The organism is Rhodococcus sp. NPDC003322, assembly GCF_053589555.1.
In genome coordinates this window covers 589,307-604,286 of the sequence record NZ_JBSFSC010000003.1, presented here as the reverse complement: position 1 = coordinate 604,286, position 14,980 = coordinate 589,307, and the positions used below count along the sequence as shown (strand labels likewise).

Sequence of the window (14,980 nt, the reverse complement as noted above, 5' to 3'; positions counted from 1 at the left end):
CCCGGCGAAACCGGGGGCCGAACGCGGTGAAGGCTCCTACACGCCGATGACGGTCGGAACGATCATCGGACGACGCCGGTACTTGTCTGCGACCCAGCGGCCGACGACCCGGCGCACGGCCTGCGCGATCCGGTGGGTGTCGGTGATGCCCTCCCCCGCGAGGCGGGCCAGTTCGGATTCGACGAGTACCGCCGCCTCCTTGAGTGCGGCCGGGTCGTCGGAGAATCCGCGACCGGACACCTGCGGGGTGCTCACGGCCTTGCCGGTGAGCTCGTCGACGGCGAGGGAGATCGAGATGAAGCCGCCCTCGCCGAGGATCAGCCGGTCCGACAGCGTGGAGTCGCCGACATCGCCGACCGAGTTGCCGTCGACGTACACGTGCCCGACCGGGACGCGACCGACGATCTCGGCGAGCCCGTCGACCATGTCGACGACGACGCCGTCCTCGGCGAGCACGATCCGGTCCTCCGGCACGCCGGTCGCGGCGGCCAGGGCGGCGTTGGCGCGCAGGTGCCGCCACTCGCCGTGCACCGGCATGGCGTTGGTCGGCCGGACCGCGTTGTACAGGTACAGCAGCTCGCCTGCGGACGCGTGCCCGGAGACGTGGACCTTGGCGTTCTGCTGGGTGACGACGGTCGCGCCGCGCTTGGCGAGCCCGTTGACGACCGCGAACACCGAGTTCTCGTTGCCGGGAATGAGCGACGACGCCAGCACCACGAGGTCGTTGGCGCGGATGTTGATCTGCCGGTGCTCGCCGCGTGCCATCCGCGACAGCGCGGACAGCGGTTCGCCCTGCGAGCCGGTGGAGATCAGGACGAGCCGGTCGTCGGGCAGGTTGGCGGCGGTGTCGATGTCGACGACCACGCCGTCCGGCACCGACAGGTAGCCGAGATCCTGCGCGATCTGCATGTTGCGGACCATCGAGCGTCCGACGAACGCGATCCGGCGGTTGTAGCGGACCGCAACGTCGACGACCTGCTGGATCCGGTGCACGTGGCTCGCGAACGAGGCGACGATGACCCGCTGCTTGGCCTTCCCGATGACTCCGTCGAGGACCCCACCGATCTCACGTTCGGGGGTGACGAATCCGGGCACCTCGGCGTTGGTCGAGTCCACCAGGAACAGGTCGACGCCCTCGTCCCCGAGCCGGGAGAACCCGGCGAGGTCGGTGAGCCTGCCGTCGAGCGGCAGCTGGTCGAGCTTGATGTCACCGGTGTGCAGCGCGACGCCGGCGGAGGTCTTGATCGCGACCGCGATCGCGTCGGGGATCGAGTGGTTGACGGCGAAGTACTCGCACTCGAACGGCCCGTGCGTGGTCATCTGACCCTCGACGACCTCGATGAGGTTCGGCCGCTGGCGGTGTTCGCGGCACTTCGCCGCGACCAGGGCGAGGGTGAACTTGGAGCCGATCACCGGCACGTCCGGCCGCAGGCGGAGCAGGAACGGCACCGCACCGATGTGGTCCTCGTGACCGTGGGTGAGGACGACGGCCTCGACGTCGTCCATCCGGTCCTCGATGTGCGCGAAGTCCGGAAGGATCAGGTCGACGCCCGGCTGCTGGTCCTCTGGGAACAGCACACCGCAGTCCACGATGAGCAGCTTGCCCTGGTGCTCGAAGACGGTCATGTTGCGACCGATCTCGCCGATACCGCCGAGCGCGACGACCCGGAGCCCGTTGTGGGGCGCCTTGGGGGGCAGGCCGAGCCGTTCGGTCGGGTCGACACCGACGATGCCGTCGGGGCGGCCCTTCGGCTGCCGCGGCGCCTTGCCGCCACCCTGCGACCGGCGCCGGCGCGGGGCCTTCTCCTGGCCCGCCTTCTCCTGGCCCGCCTTCTCCCGGGGCGCGGCCTCGGCCTTGGCCGGCGCGGTCTTCTTCGCCGCGGCCTTCTTCGCCTTCGCGGGCGCGGCCTTCTCGGCCGCCGCGGGGGCTTCCGTCTCCGGAGCGGCGCTCACGGGCTGCTGTTCGGGCGCGACGGGCGGGGTGCTCGGCGGACCGGCCTGACGACGTGCGCTGCGACGGCGCACCGGGCGGGTCACGACAGCGCCCCAGCGGCACGGAGGTCGGCGGCCAGCACCTCGACCTGGTCGGGTGTCGGCGGCACCTGCGGCAGGCGCGGATCACCGACCTCGATGCCCTGCAGGCGCAGGCCCGCCTTCGAGGCGCTGACGCCACCGAGTCGGCCGACCGACCGGATCACGGGGAGCAGGCCGGCGTTGATCTCACGGGCTCGCACGATGTCACCCGCCTGGTACGCGGCGAGCAGCTCGCGCAGCCGTCCGGGCACGAGATGCCCGATGACGCTGACGAATCCGACGGCACCGACCGACAACCACGGCAGGTTGAGCGGGTCGTCGCCCGAGTAGAACTCGAGGTCGGTGTTGGCGATCAGTTCGGCCCCGGCGGCGAGATCACCCTTGGCGTCCTTGACCGCCTTGATCCGGGGATGCTCGGCGAGCCGGTAGATCGTCTCGGTGGCGATCGGCACCACCGAGCGCGGCGGAATGTCGTAGAGCATCACCGGCAGATCGGTGGCGTCGGCGACGGCGGTGAAGTGGGCGAGCAACCCGGACTGCGGCGGCTTCGAGTAGTAGGGGGTGACGACGAGCAGGCCGTGCGCGCCGGCCTTCGCGGCGTCGCGGGCGAGTTCGACACTGTGCGCGGTGTCGTTGCTGCCCGCGCCGGCGACGATCTTCGCGCGGTGGCCCACGGCGTCGATCACCGCGCGCATCAGTTCGAGCTTCTCGGACTCGGTGGTGGTCGGCGATTCGCCGGTGGTGCCCGCGAGAACCAGACCGTCGCATCCGCCGTCGACGAGATGGGTGGCCAGCCGCACACCCGCATCCACGTCCAGCTTCCCGTCGGCTGTGAACGGGGTCACCATCGCGGTCAGGACGGTGCCGAACGGGCGCTCGACTGGTGCGGATTCAGCATGGGTCATGGTTGTCAAGGTTACCCGGTGACGCCGCCCACTCCGCACACCGTGCGGACCCGACCCGCGGCACCCCGTCAGGCGCCGGTGCCGAACTCGCCGACCGCCACCTCGGTGCCGTCGGGAAGTTCCGCAATACCGAAGTCGCCGAACACGTTTGGTGCTACCGCAGACAGCTGACGCAGGCACTCGACCGCGACTTTCCGGATCTCGACGTCCGCGTGCTCGGTGGCACGCATCGCGATGAAGTGCCGCCACGCCCGGTAGTTGCCGGTCACGACCAGCCGGGTCTCGGTGGCATTGGGCAGCACCGAGCGGGCCGCCTGCCGGGCCTGCCGTCCGCGCAGTGAGCCGTTGGGCACGTGCGCGAGTTTGCCGTCGAGCGCCTCGAGGAGTTCACCGTAGGCGGCGCGACTGGCCTCCGTCGCGGCCTCGAACAGGGCCTCGAGTTCGGGATCGCCTGCGATGGCGGGCGGCACGACGACCTTGGCGTCCCGCTCGGACACCGACCGCTGCGACAGCTGGGAGTAGGACAGGTGCCGGTGCCGGATCAGTTCGTGGGTGCAGGACCGCGAGATGCCGGTGATGTAGAAGCTGACGCTGCCGTGTTCGAGGACCGACTCGTGCCCGACCTCGAGCAGGTGCCGCAGGTAGCCGGCGTTGGTGGCGGTCCGCGGGTTGGGCTTGTTCCAGCTCTGGTAACAGGCGCGTCCGGCGAACTCGACGAGGGCCTCGCCGCCGTCCGCGTCCGTCTCCCACGGCACGTCGTCGGGCGCGAAGAACTCCGTCTTCGCGATGAGCTGCACCTTCAGGGACACCGCTTGCCGCACCGCACTCCCACCTTCCGCAGACCCGTCTGCCACCTGCACGATAGGCGGTCCCGGCCCCGCCCCTCGCCGCGGATCCGGCTCCCGGTCCCGCGCCGCCTTCGGCGGGCGCGGGACCATCGGGCGATCCAACGACAACGGTAGGCGTGCCTATACGTCCGATCCGACGTACGGCCCGAGCAGAAGGAGAGCCCGCATCCACCAGATTTGGTCGACCACCGTGCTGATATCGCTGTTCTGCATATCTCTCCTCGAATCGACATGTCCCGCCCTGATCGAGCGGCGGACGAAGTATGCACATGCACTCCGGGCCTCGACCGGGCTTCCGATGACAATTTCCGGAACGCGGGCGGCACGCTCGCCCGAGCGGCACTCCGGACGACCGGGCAGTCGCTCACCCGATGAATGCGCAAAATCCCACATTCTGGTGGCACGGCGGGTGTAGACATCGGAACGAGCGTCCAACCGATCTCGCCACAGAGGAGCCCGCGTGACCACCAGTCGTCTGCTTCGCGTCACCGCCACCTTCGCCGCAGCCACCGCCCTGTTCGTCGGCGGCGGCTCGTCGGCGGCAATCGCCGCACCGGTTTCCATCGCCGACCAGGTCGACTTCGACCGCTCGCTGCACCTGGACGGGGCGAAGAACGCCCGCGACGTCGGCGGCTATGTGACGGCGGACGGCAAGACGGTGAAGACCGGGCTGGTGTACCGGACGGATGCGCTGAGCAGTCTGAGCGTGGCGGACCTGACGAAGCTGCAGTCCCTGAACGTGAAGGTGGTCGACGACCTGCGCACGGTCTACGAGCGGACCATCCAGCCGGACAAGGTCCCGGCCGGCGCGACCGCGAACTGGTACGACGTGCTCGGCGGTTCGCCGATCACCACACTGGTGGACCTGAAGTCGGCGTATGTCGCGTTCATCGACGGACCCGGCGCGAACGAGGCGTTCGGTGCGGTGCTGCGCGACATCCGCGACACCGACGGCGCGGTGCTCTACCACTGCAGTGCGGGCAAGGACCGGACCGGATGGACCACGGCGGTGCTGCTGACCATCCTCGGCGTCGACCGGGCGACCGTGAACGAGGACTTCATGCTGTCGAACGTCTACCGCGGCACGGACGGCACCGGCAGCACGGGGTCGATCGACGGCGTGCAGCAGAGCTGGCTGGACACCTCGTTCGCGATCGCGGAGGAGCGCTACGGCAGCTTCGACGCCTATGTGCGCCAGGGACTCGGTCTGACGGATGCCGATATCGCCGCGCTGAAGGCGAAACTCCTCTCCTGACGTCACCATGGCGCCACATTTGCCGCCGAATTTCCTTGACTGACGTCAGTCATGACGTCAGGATGATGTCATGGAGCTGTCGAACTACACCCAGACCCTGCGTCGCGATCTGACCGCAGCCGCGGCCCTCGGCGACGAGAACACCCGACGCATCGCGGAGGCCCTCGCCGACGCCGCGGAGAACTCGGCCCGCCTCATGCTGATCAGCGCGCTTTCCGACCTCGCCACCGAGGTCTCGACCGCGCTCGGCGACCGTGCCGTGCACGTGCGCCTGACCGGCACCGAGGCGAGCGTCGAGGTCACCGGCGCCGAGCGGGCCACGGAGACCGACCGGGCCACCGAGACCGACCGGGCCACGGAGTCGGGGCAGGCGCCCCGGACGGAGACCGGGACGCCGCCGCGGTCGTCGGACTTCGACGACCTCGGCGGCGACATCTCCCGGGTGACACTGCGACTGGTCGAGCAGGTGAAGGCGCGCGCCGAGGAGGCCGCCGCACAGAACGGGGTGTCACTGAACTCGTGGGTGGCGCAGGCCGTGCAGGGGGCACTGAGCGATCAGATGCGCCGCAGCCGGGAGAACACGAGGTTCGGCCTGTAACTGACCCACCGGTAAGGTCGTGTCGCCCGGTGGCGATCTTCTCCGGTAGTGATCTACTGACGACTCAGGTTGTCACAGCAAGCGCGAAGGGGTGGGTCATGGCAGTGTCCGGGTCCAAGGAGTTCGAAGTCGATGCCGATCCGTCGACGGTGATGGCGGCGCTCGTAGCAGTCGAGCGGCTGCCCGAGTGGTCGTCGGCGCACAAGTCGGTGACCGTCGAGAGCACCCACCCCGACGGTCGGCCGAACCGGGTGCGGATGACCGTTTCGGTGGTCGGCATCACCGACGAGCAGGTCGTCGACTACACCTTCGAGGGCGACGAGAAGTTGGCGTGGACACTGGTGTCGGGCACCCAGCAGAAGCAGCAGGACGGCAGCTACGTCCTGACCTCGAACGGCAACGGCGGCACCCACGTTCAGTTCTCTCTGACCGTCGATCCGAGGATTCCGGTGCCCGGCTTCCTGGTGAAGAAGGCCCAGAAGATGGCGCTGGACACCGCCTCCAAGGGCCTGACCAAGTTCCTCGAGGGCTGACCCGGGCCGGGGACCGACGCCGCGGCGGTGAGCGCACCGAAGCAGACCACCGGGCCTGACACACGTCGGGCCCGGTGGTCGTGGCGCGACACCGCCGTCGTCGGTGCGATCGTCGCGCTGGGGATCGGCGCCGCATGGGCACTGCCCCACGACAGCACCGACTCGACGGCACCGGAGTACGTCACCGAACCTGTCGCGTATCCGGTCGACATCCCGGGCTGCGACGAGGTGCTACCCCCGCCGCCACCCGTGACCGCGGCGAGCTGGCGCATGTACGGCGCGTCGTACGGCTACGACGACCCGGACTTCACCTGGCTCACCGCGGCCAAGGCGACGGCGATGACCGAGGCACTCCTCGGCACCCTCCCGACGGACGTCGAGGTCCGGTTCGACGCACCATCTCGAATGTTGCTGTTCCAGCCGATCTTTCGGATCAACACCGACACCCTCCCCGACCACGTCGACCCCGACGACGTGACCGGCAAGAGCGACGCCAGGGGAATCGTGGTCCGGGGCGGCCACACCGGGACCCTGTACGCCGCGGTCCGGACCTGGGACCGTCCGCCACCGCCGTGCGTGGCGGGTGAGCTGGACGAGCGGCGTCTCCTCCCCGACGGCACCGTCGTCGATGTCCGGGACACCTGGTCCGAGCTCCGCGGTGTGCGCACCCTGGCCGCCGTCGCGACGGCCTACCCGCCGGACGGCTCACGCGTCATCGTCACGGTCGACGACGAGGACGGCGACGCGCACAGCGGCGCCCTGCCCCTGACCGTCGACGAGCTGGCCTCGATCGCCGCCGACCCCGGATTGCGCACCACCACACCGGTTCCCGCCGGCACCGCCGCGGCGCGGATGGGCTGCGGCGCGGGACAGAATCGGCAGGGCCGTCCGCTGACCCGCGCCGACGTGGACCGGCTCGGCGTCGCGCTCGACACCGCCTGGGCCGCCCTCGGCCCGATGCCCTCGCCCCCGGACCGTCCCCTCGGATCGGTCGAGCTCACCGACTCCACCCGCACGTCGGTGTGCACGGAGGTGACGCTGCCTGGCGCCACCGGCGACTCGCGTCTCCGGGTCACCATCGCACCGGCACTGTCACCCGACACACCCCCGGCGGGCGACCTCCGCCCGGACGGCACCCGGGTGCACGTCACCGACGAGTACGGCACGACCTACGTGACCGTGGCCCGCCCGTCGGGCACCACGGTCATCTTCAGCGTCGACCTCCTCGGCGCCGCCCCGACGGTCGACCAGCTGATCGCCCTGGCGACCTCGCTGGGCCTGGACCTCTAGCCGCCGGGCAGAATCGGATGTGCCCCTCGGGGCACTCACGATCCGATCGACCCCGGAGGTATCCGAAATGAGCGAGCACGACACCGGCTACGACGCGGGACTGGAAGTGCGGCGTGCGGTGATGAGCGACGAGTTCGTCGACCGTGCCCTCGACCGCAGCCGGGGCACCGACTCGGAGGCCCTCCAGCATCACGTCACCGCCACGGTGTGGGGCGGGGTGTGGACCCGCCCCGGTCTGGAGCGGCGGGATCGCAGCCTGCTGAACATCGGGATGCTGATCGCGCTGCGGGCGCACGAGGAGCTCGAGGGGCACGTGCGGGGCGCGCTGGCGAACGGCCTGACCCGCACCGAGATCACCGAGGCCGTGATCCATTCGTCCGGCTACTGCGGCGCCCCGGCGGCACTGTCGGCGATGAAGGTGGTGCAGCGGGTGCTCGACGCCGAGCTCGGACCGCTCTCCGACCAGGGCTGACGCCGGGCCGCGCTCACACCCGGACCCCGCTCACACCCGGGCCGCGAGCGCGGCGGCGAGGTCGCCCCGCTCCCCCACGACGACGTCGGACAGGCCGAGCCAGTCCGCCATCGCGCGCAGTTCGGCCGCGAGCGCGTCCGCGACCTCGCCCGGGGGCTGCCCGGGCTCGACGAATGCTCCGGGCACCCGCAGCGCGTCGGCGGCCCGGTCGGCCTTGAGGTCCACGCGCGCGACCAGCTCGCCGCCGTACAGGAACGGGAACACGTAGTACCCGTGGACCCGTTTGTGGGCGGGCGTGTAGATCTCGATCCGGTAGCGGAACCCGAAGATCCGTTCGGTGCGTGGGCGGCAGAACACCAGCGGATCGAACGGGCTCAGCAGCGCGGTGCCGGTCGCGCGTCGCGGCGTGTGGGCGTCGGCGTGCCGGTAGCCGGGCGCGTCCCAGCCACGCACGGAGACCGGGATCAGCGTGCCCTCGTCGACCAGGTCGGCGACCGCGGTGCGGCACTGTGCCGCCGAAAGCCGGTAGTAGTCCCGCAGATCGGCCTCGGTGCCGACCCCGAGCGCCGCCGCCGAGCGCCGGACCAGCTCGCGGACGGCGTCGGATTCCTCGACGCGGACGGCGAGGACCGCGGCGGGCAGCACCCGATCGGCGAGGTCGTAGTGCCGGGCGAACGCGACCCGGCGGTCGACCGACAGGGCGCCGGCGGCGAAGAGTTGTTCGCAGACGACCTTGGTGTCGCTGCGACCCCACCACGTCCGGCCGCCCCCGGGCGGCGTGATCCGCAGGTGCCCTTCGACGTCCCCGGCCGTCGCCGCACCGACCTCGGCGATCGCGTCGAGCACGTCCCTGGCGAGCGTGGGATTCCGCTCGAGGACACGGCGCTCCCCCGCCCACCGACCGGCGGCGTAGTCCCGCATGCGCCAGCGCAGCAGCGGCCAGTCCTCGATCGGGATCAGCGCCGCCTCGTGCGCCCAGTACTCGACGAGCGCACGGGGTTTGGCGACGGTGTGCCGCCAGGCCGCCGAGTCGAGCAGGTCGCGGTCGTACCTGCCGACGCGACTGAACACCGGCATGTAGTGCGCGCGGACCGCGACCGAGACGGAATCCAGCTGCAGCAGCCCGGTCCGCCCGACGACCTTCAGCACCTGCCGACGCGTCGCCGTCCCCGCCGGCCTGCGGTCGGCGAAGCCCTGCGCGGCCAGCGCGGTCCGGCGCGCCGCGGCCGCAGTCATCGTCAGCATGCCGTCCACCCTGCCACCGACCACCGACACCGCCCTGCCGCTACCATCCCGCGGGTGCGCATCGCGATTTCGATCACCGCAGCCGTCCTGGCCCTGACCGCCCTGGGGTGCTCGGCGTCGGTGGAGGGCACCGCCACCGCGGACCCGTTCATCCCGACCCTCCGCAACCCGGATCCGTCGACCGGCATCGACGGGATCGTCGTCGTGGAGCCGCCGGTCGGGCTGCACGTGCTCCCGACACAGCGCGTGGCCTACGACATGGTGCCGCCGGTCGGCGGACCGCACGACGCGACGTGGGCGGCCTGCAACGGCGTCGTGTACGACACCCCGGTGCGGACCGAGAACATCGTGCACTCGCTCGAGCACGGCGCCGTGTGGATCGCGTACGACCCGGACCGGATCCGCGGCGACGACCGCAGCCGCCTCGCGGCGCGGGTGGACGGGAACAGCTACCTACTGATGTCCCCGTATCCCGGACTGCCGGAACCGATTTCGTTGCAGTCGTGGGGCCACCAGCTCGCGTTGGGCGACGCCGACGACCGCCGCATCGACCTGTTCGTCTCGGCCCTCCGGCTGAACCCGAACACCTTTCCCGAACCCGGGGCGACCTGCTCCACGCTGCCGGGACGATTCGACCCCGACAACCCGCCGCCGTTCGATCCGTCCCCGGTCGATCCCGCGGACCCGAACACCGTCCCGGTGCGGTGACCCGCACCCGGGGCAGGGGCACCTCGGCCCGCGCGGGTCAGCACGCGCCGCGGTAGGCGGCGACGATCGGGGCCAGTTCGGCCGGGGTCGAGCCGTGCAGGATGACGCCGTCGCAGCCGAGGTCGAACTGATGGCGGATCGCGTCGACGCACTGCGCGGGTGTGCCGGTGGCCGCGGGGGCCAGCCACTCGTCGGGCAGCAGGCCGGCCGCGTGCTCCAGCTGGTCGGTGGTGCCGACGATGTCGAGGCCCCCGACGCTGCTGATCACCGGGTCGGACAGGAACCTTTGCAGCGCGACCGGATCCCAGCCGTTGGTGTCGACGAGCAATTGGCCGTATCCCTGCAGGTAGGTGCCCAGCCGTCCGACGGTCTTGCGCAGTACGTCCACGGGAGCGATGTGATCACCGACGGTGGCGAGGCAGGCCCAGACCTTCACGTTGTCGGGGTCCCGCCCCGCCTCCTCGGCAGCGGACTTGACGAGGTCGACGCAGCGGCTGGTGGTCTCGTCGGTGAAGTAGGTGTGCAGGACCACGTCGTCGAAGAGCCTGCCGCCGAGCTTGAGGGTCTCGGGTCCGAAGGCCACGATCCCCAGTGGGAGGTACTCGTCGAGTTCTGAGTCGAGGTACAGCACCGGGTAGCGGCCGGACGGTCCGTCGTGACCGACGATCGTCTCGCCGCGGAAGAGCCTGCGCATCAGGAGCGCGAAGTCGGCCATCTGGGCGGTGGTGATCGGCGGGATTCCGTACGCGCCCTGCAGCACCGCGACACCGCGACCGATGCCGAGGGTGAAACGTCCGTCGGTGAGGTCACGCAGTGTCCGCGTCATGCCCGCGGTCACCATCGGGTGCCGGGTGTTGTGGTTGGTGGCGGCGGTGCACAGGCGGACGCTGGTGCTGGCCGCGGCCGCGGCCCCGGCGAAGGCACCGATCTCCTTCTTGTTGTACCTCTCAGAAAGGAAGGCCGTGCCGAGCCCGAGACGTTCGGCGTCCGCCACCTCGTCGAGAACGTCTCGCGCCGAACGGGGCTGGCCGCCGAGCAGGTAACAGCCGAGTTCGTCCAGTGTCCGCGTCACGCCTGCTCCCGGATCAGGTCGAGGGAGCCGAGGTCGCGGATCGCCGCGCAGCCCCGCTCCAGCATCGTCACGATCATGTCGTCACCACGGTCGGTGGCCGCGGAGAACGCGAAGCCGAGCGTGGTGATCATCGGTATCTGCAGCACGGCGACGCGGTAATCGCGCCAACACTCGTCGAGGCCGTATCCCTCGACACCGTGTTCGAGGAGTGCGCGGTGGTACACCTCCACGAGCTCGCGCTCGCAGTCGGCTCGCGTGCTGGGCGCGAAGCTGGTCCCCACGAAGTATGCGAGGTCGCGCGCAGGCAGGCCGACGGCGAGGGTCTGCCAGTCCACGACGCCGATCCGTTCGCCGTCCGGATGGAAGAGCAGGTTGTCGAGCCTGAAGTCGCCGTGGAGGATCGCGAACCGCTCCACGTCGCGCAGCAGCCAGGCGCCGATCAGGTCCGCCGATTCACGCAAGGTGCGAACGTCCGCCTCACCGAGGCGTCCACCGAGGCGCTCGATCGTGGTGTCGGCCGCCACCCGGCAGACCTCGCCGAGGCCGGCGGCGGTGTCCTCACCCGGCCTCGGCATCACGGTGCCGGTGAAGTCCGTCCAGCGCGGGTCGCACCACCCCGGGCCGTGCAGGCCGGCCAGTGCCGTCACCGCCAGCCGGGCCTCGGTCATGCCGCAGCCGCGTAGTTGGTCCCCCTGGACGGCAGGCGAGAGGTCCTCCAGAAGGAGTACGAAATCTCTTCCACCGTCGTCTGTTTCGCAGTAGAAGCACCGCGGGACCGGCATCCGGACCGACGCCGCGACCTGGGTGTAGAAGGCGTGCTCCGACCGGTAGCCGAGTGCCACTCGGTCACGCACCGAGTCGTCCTGGGACGGAAGCTTCAGAACGAACGTGTCCGGGAGGTCCGACGCGCGTCGGTACCGCACGGTCAGTCGGTACGTGGCCGCCGTCTGTCCGGTTCCGACCGGTTCGAGGTCGAATCCCTCGACCGCCACCCGCGCGTCGGTGTCGGAAAGTACGCGCTGAAGCCAGTCCGTGGTCACGTCCGCAGGCGATCCGGGCAGTGCGGCCGCACCGAAGCCTCCGCACATCGGGCCCCTCCATCCGCCGCGCGGTACAGACCAGAACTCGGCACATCCAGGGCACGACCATACATCCATGCACGCCCTGTATGGCCGGATTCGCGGACTTCGACCCGGCCTCCGGCCGCCCCGAAAGGGCGTCCTCGGGCCCGGACCGGTCCGGCGGTCAGCGCCCGCGCCAGGCCCCCGATTCAGCCCGCGAGCGTGACCGCGACGGCGACACCGAGCTCGTAGCGCCGCTCATTCCCCCATCAGACCCGCAGCCACGGTCGCCCCCAGCTCCCAGCACGCCTCGATGTCGGCCTTGCTCGGCTTCCCGGACACCACGACGTCCGCAGCCGCCCTCACCCATCCGAGGCCGGTGGTGATCGAGTCCACCGCGCGTTCGGCGCCCTCCGTTCCCTCGTTCCCGTGGAGGTACAGCCCGAAGGGCCGTCCGCGCGTGGAATCGAGGATCGGGTAGTAACACACGTCGAACGCGTGCTTGAGGGCACCGCTGATGTAGCCGAGGTTGGCTGGTGATCCGAGGAGGTAGCCGTCCGCTTCCAGCATGTCCGACGGTGTCACCGCGAGCGCTGCCCGCCGGACGACCTCCACGCCCTCGATCTCCGGCGCGGTCGCGCCGGAGACGACCGCCTCGAACATCGCCTGCATGAACGGCGACGGCGTGTGGTGGACGATCAGCAGACGCGGCATTTCTCCGGTACCCCGTAATCTCTTGAATTGGTGCTCGAACTCCCGGACAGCCGCCCGGACCATCCCGGTGCGCCGCTAGTTCGCTCCGCGCTCGGCCGCTTCGAGCGCCACCGCGCGACGCATCGTCTCGCGCGCCCGCGAGCGGTCGCCGGCGAAGTCGTAGGCGCGGGCCAGCCGGTAGGTGGTGAGCCAGCTGTCGGGGTCGGCCTCCCACTCCGTCTGCACCTGCGCGAACAGCGCGTCCGCGGCGTCCCGCTGGATCCGCCCGGAGGGCATCCTCGGCAGATCGGAGACGTCGAGGTCGCGGCCCTCGTCGCGGGCCCGGGCCACCAGATGCTGGTGCTGGAAGCCGGAACGCACCGTCGAGTAGACCATCCAGACGCCGATGAACGGGAGGACCAGTACCGCAATGCCGAGTACGACGGGGACGGCGCCACCGTCCTGGATCAGGGCGATGCCACGCTGACCGAGCAGCACGAAGTAGAAGGCCAGCGCGACGACGATCGCCGCGATCGCCACGAGGACCTTGGTCGAGGTGCCCTTCACAGGTCCAGCAGGGGGTCGATGCCGACGGTGAGGCCGGGACGGCCCGCGATCTCGCGGACACCGAGCAGCACGCCCGGCACGAACGAGTTGCGGTCGATGGAGTCGTGCCGGATCGTCAGGGTCTCGCCCTGGGTGCCGAGCAGCACCTCCTGGTGCGCGACCAGTCCGGCCAGGCGCACCGAGTGCACCCGGACCCCGTCGACATCCGCGCCTCGGGCGCCGTCGAGTTCGGTGGTGGTCGCGTCGGGGCTCGGTCCCCGCCCGGCCTCGGCGCGGGCTGCGGCGATCAGCGCCGCGGTGCGGTAGGCGGTGCCGGACGGCGCGTCCAGCTTGTTCGGATGGTGCAGTTCGATGACCTCGACGGAGTCGAAGAACCGCGCGGCCTGCTGCGCGAACCGCATCGACAGCACCGCGCCGATCGCGAAGTTCGGAGCGATCAGCACGCCGACCTCGGGCTGCTCGGTCAGCCAGCGCTGCACCTGCGCGAGGCGGTCCTCGTCGAAGCCGGTGGTGCCGACGACGGCGTGGATCCGGTTCGCGACGAGGAACTCCAGGTTGCCCATCACCACGTCGGGGTTGGTGAAGTCGACGACCACCTGGGTGCGGGTGTCGACGAACGTCTCGATCGGATCGCCCGCGTCGACCTGCGCCACCAGTTCCAGGTCGGGAGCCGCCTCGACGGCCTCGCAGATGGTACGGCCGACCTTGCCCCTGGCACCCAGGACACCGACCCGAATCACCGTCACTTGACCCTCACTCCATCCGATCGTCTTGCACGTCCAGGCAAGCCTACGCAATCGACTCCGGCCCCCGGCGGGCGGACAATGGACGGGCGGAACCTAGGTGAGGAAGTGATCGCAATGCCTTCCGACATGATGTCCTGGTGGCATCAGTTCATGATGTGGATGCATCACATGGGCATGCCCATGATGCCCGGCATGCCGATGATGCCCGGGATGCCGATGATGCCCGGGATGTGACATCGGGCGGGGGCTGAATCGTCGACCCGCCCACGGGCCGCGCACGGTGGCACGATGTCGGGGTGCGAACGCTCTTCGACCCCGCCGGCACCGCCCCGCACCGGATGTACCAGCTACTCACCGCGTCGGTGGTGCCGCGGCCCGTCGCGTGGGTCTCCACACGCGCGGCCGACGGCACCCCGAACCTGGCGCCCTACAGCTTCTTCACCGTCGCCAGCGCGAATCCTCCTGTCGTGCAGTTCACCTCGGTGACCCGCAAGGACAGCCTCCGCAACATCGAGGCGACGGGCGAGTTCGTGGTGAACCTGGCGCCGGCGCACCTGATCGAGCAGGTCAACGCGAGCTCGGCGATGTTCGACGCCGCGGTCGACGAATTCGACACGGTCGGCGTCACCGCCGAGCCGAGCGAGCGGGTGGCGGCGCCGCGGGTGGCGGAGTCCCCCATCGCGATCGAATGCGAACTCTTCCGGGTGATCGAGGTCGGCGACAGTTTCGTGGTGATGGGATCGGTGCGCGCAATCTCCGTGCGCACCGAGACGCTCGCCGGGGACGGCTTGCCCGACTTCGCGGCGATCGCGCCGGTCAGCCGTCTCGGCCGGATCCAGTGGGGACTGCCGCCGCAGGTCAGGGAGATCCCGCGGCCCGGGCGCCCGGCGGCCCGCTGACTCCGCCGTCCCCGGGCGAGAGGAGGCACGCTACTCGCTGGCTACTCGACTTCG

The 14,980-nt window shown here is 70.5% G+C and carries 16 protein-coding genes; 7 read left to right on the top strand and 9 right to left on the bottom strand.

All coding sequences use genetic code 11. The features are described 5' to 3' along the window. Positions 1-36: 36 nt before the first annotated feature. From ACWDUM_RS15035 to thyX, 3 genes are all read right to left on the bottom strand, one after another. Positions 37-1,731 carry a ribonuclease J gene (locus ACWDUM_RS15035; protein ID WP_450134746.1) on the bottom strand — a complete coding sequence of 565 codons (1,695 nt, stop codon included), beginning with the start codon at positions 1,729-1,731 and terminating at the stop codon, positions 37-39. 302 nt (positions 1,732-2,033) lie between these two features. Continuing rightward, positions 2,034-2,939: a 4-hydroxy-tetrahydrodipicolinate synthase gene (dapA, locus tag ACWDUM_RS15030; RefSeq protein ID WP_450114295.1), complete on the bottom strand. Its 906-nt coding sequence runs from the start codon at positions 2,937-2,939 to the stop codon at positions 2,034-2,036. A gap of 68 nt (positions 2,940-3,007) precedes the next feature. Then, positions 3,008-3,760, bottom strand: a complete 753-nt coding sequence (thyX, locus tag ACWDUM_RS15025) for an FAD-dependent thymidylate synthase (protein ID WP_450134575.1) — start codon at positions 3,758-3,760, stop codon at positions 3,008-3,010. 487 nt (positions 3,761-4,247) lie between these two features. Here thyX and ACWDUM_RS15020 point away from each other — a divergent pair, with 487 nt between their 5' ends. From ACWDUM_RS15020 to ACWDUM_RS15000, 5 genes are all read left to right on the top strand, one after another. Continuing rightward, complete coding sequence (locus ACWDUM_RS15020; RefSeq protein WP_450134574.1) at positions 4,248-5,042, top strand: tyrosine-protein phosphatase; 795 nt, start codon at positions 4,248-4,250, stop codon at positions 5,040-5,042. A 70-nt stretch (positions 5,043-5,112) separates the two neighbouring features. Further along, positions 5,113-5,640 carry a toxin-antitoxin system HicB family antitoxin gene (locus tag ACWDUM_RS15015; RefSeq protein WP_450134573.1) on the top strand — a complete coding sequence of 176 codons (528 nt, stop codon included), beginning with the start codon at positions 5,113-5,115 and terminating at the stop codon, positions 5,638-5,640. A gap of 98 nt (positions 5,641-5,738) precedes the next feature. Next, entirely contained in the window at positions 5,739-6,173 is a 435-nt protein-coding gene (locus ACWDUM_RS15010) for an SRPBCC family protein (RefSeq protein ID WP_450114291.1), read from the top strand. Between the two features lie 27 nt (positions 6,174-6,200). Further along, positions 6,201-7,463, top strand: coding sequence for a hypothetical protein (locus ACWDUM_RS15005; protein WP_450134572.1), 1,263 nt, complete (start codon positions 6,201-6,203; stop codon positions 7,461-7,463). A gap of 67 nt (positions 7,464-7,530) precedes the next feature. Continuing rightward, a complete protein-coding gene (locus ACWDUM_RS15000) occupies positions 7,531-7,935 on the top strand; it encodes a carboxymuconolactone decarboxylase family protein (RefSeq protein ID WP_450114289.1) in 405 nt (134 codons plus the stop codon). 30 nt (positions 7,936-7,965) lie between these two features. On the opposite strand, the gene ACWDUM_RS14995 is transcribed toward ACWDUM_RS15000, so the two are convergent. Continuing rightward, positions 7,966-9,180 (bottom strand): winged helix-turn-helix domain-containing protein, encoded by a 1,215-nt coding sequence (locus ACWDUM_RS14995; protein ID WP_450134571.1) that lies wholly within the window; start codon positions 9,178-9,180, stop codon positions 7,966-7,968. Between the two features lie 54 nt (positions 9,181-9,234). Here ACWDUM_RS14995 and ACWDUM_RS14990 point away from each other — a divergent pair, with 54 nt between their 5' ends. Further along, on the top strand, positions 9,235-9,888 hold the full coding sequence (locus ACWDUM_RS14990; protein ID WP_450134570.1) for a DUF3105 domain-containing protein: 654 nt from the start codon (positions 9,235-9,237) through the stop codon (positions 9,886-9,888). A 37-nt stretch (positions 9,889-9,925) separates the two neighbouring features. On the opposite strand, the gene ACWDUM_RS14985 is transcribed toward ACWDUM_RS14990, so the two are convergent. The 5 genes from ACWDUM_RS14985 to dapB form a co-directional block, all read right to left on the bottom strand. Continuing rightward, positions 9,926-10,960, bottom strand: coding sequence for a TIGR03857 family LLM class F420-dependent oxidoreductase (locus ACWDUM_RS14985; RefSeq protein ID WP_450134569.1), 1,035 nt, complete (start codon positions 10,958-10,960; stop codon positions 9,926-9,928). Next, positions 10,957-12,048 carry a phosphotransferase family protein gene (locus ACWDUM_RS14980; RefSeq protein WP_450134568.1) on the bottom strand — a complete coding sequence of 364 codons (1,092 nt, stop codon included), beginning with the start codon at positions 12,046-12,048 and terminating at the stop codon, positions 10,957-10,959. The genes ACWDUM_RS14985 and ACWDUM_RS14980 overlap by 4 nt, the downstream gene beginning before the upstream one ends. Positions 12,049-12,279: 231 nt before the next feature. Continuing rightward, positions 12,280-12,735, bottom strand: a complete 456-nt coding sequence (locus tag ACWDUM_RS14975) for a flavodoxin family protein (protein WP_450134567.1) — start codon at positions 12,733-12,735, stop codon at positions 12,280-12,282. Positions 12,736-12,810: 75 nt separating this feature from the next. After that, positions 12,811-13,281: a hypothetical protein gene (locus ACWDUM_RS14970; RefSeq protein WP_450134566.1), complete on the bottom strand. Its 471-nt coding sequence runs from the start codon at positions 13,279-13,281 to the stop codon at positions 12,811-12,813. Then, complete coding sequence (gene dapB / locus ACWDUM_RS14965) at positions 13,278-14,021, bottom strand: 4-hydroxy-tetrahydrodipicolinate reductase (protein ID WP_450134745.1); 744 nt, start codon at positions 14,019-14,021, stop codon at positions 13,278-13,280. Before dapB ends, ACWDUM_RS14970 begins: the two co-directional genes overlap by 4 nt. A 302-nt stretch (positions 14,022-14,323) precedes the next feature. On the opposite strand from dapB, the gene ACWDUM_RS14960 reads away from it, so the two are divergent. Further along, positions 14,324-14,926, top strand: coding sequence for a flavin reductase family protein (locus ACWDUM_RS14960; protein WP_450134565.1), 603 nt, complete (start codon positions 14,324-14,326; stop codon positions 14,924-14,926). Positions 14,927-14,980 lie beyond the last annotated feature (54 nt).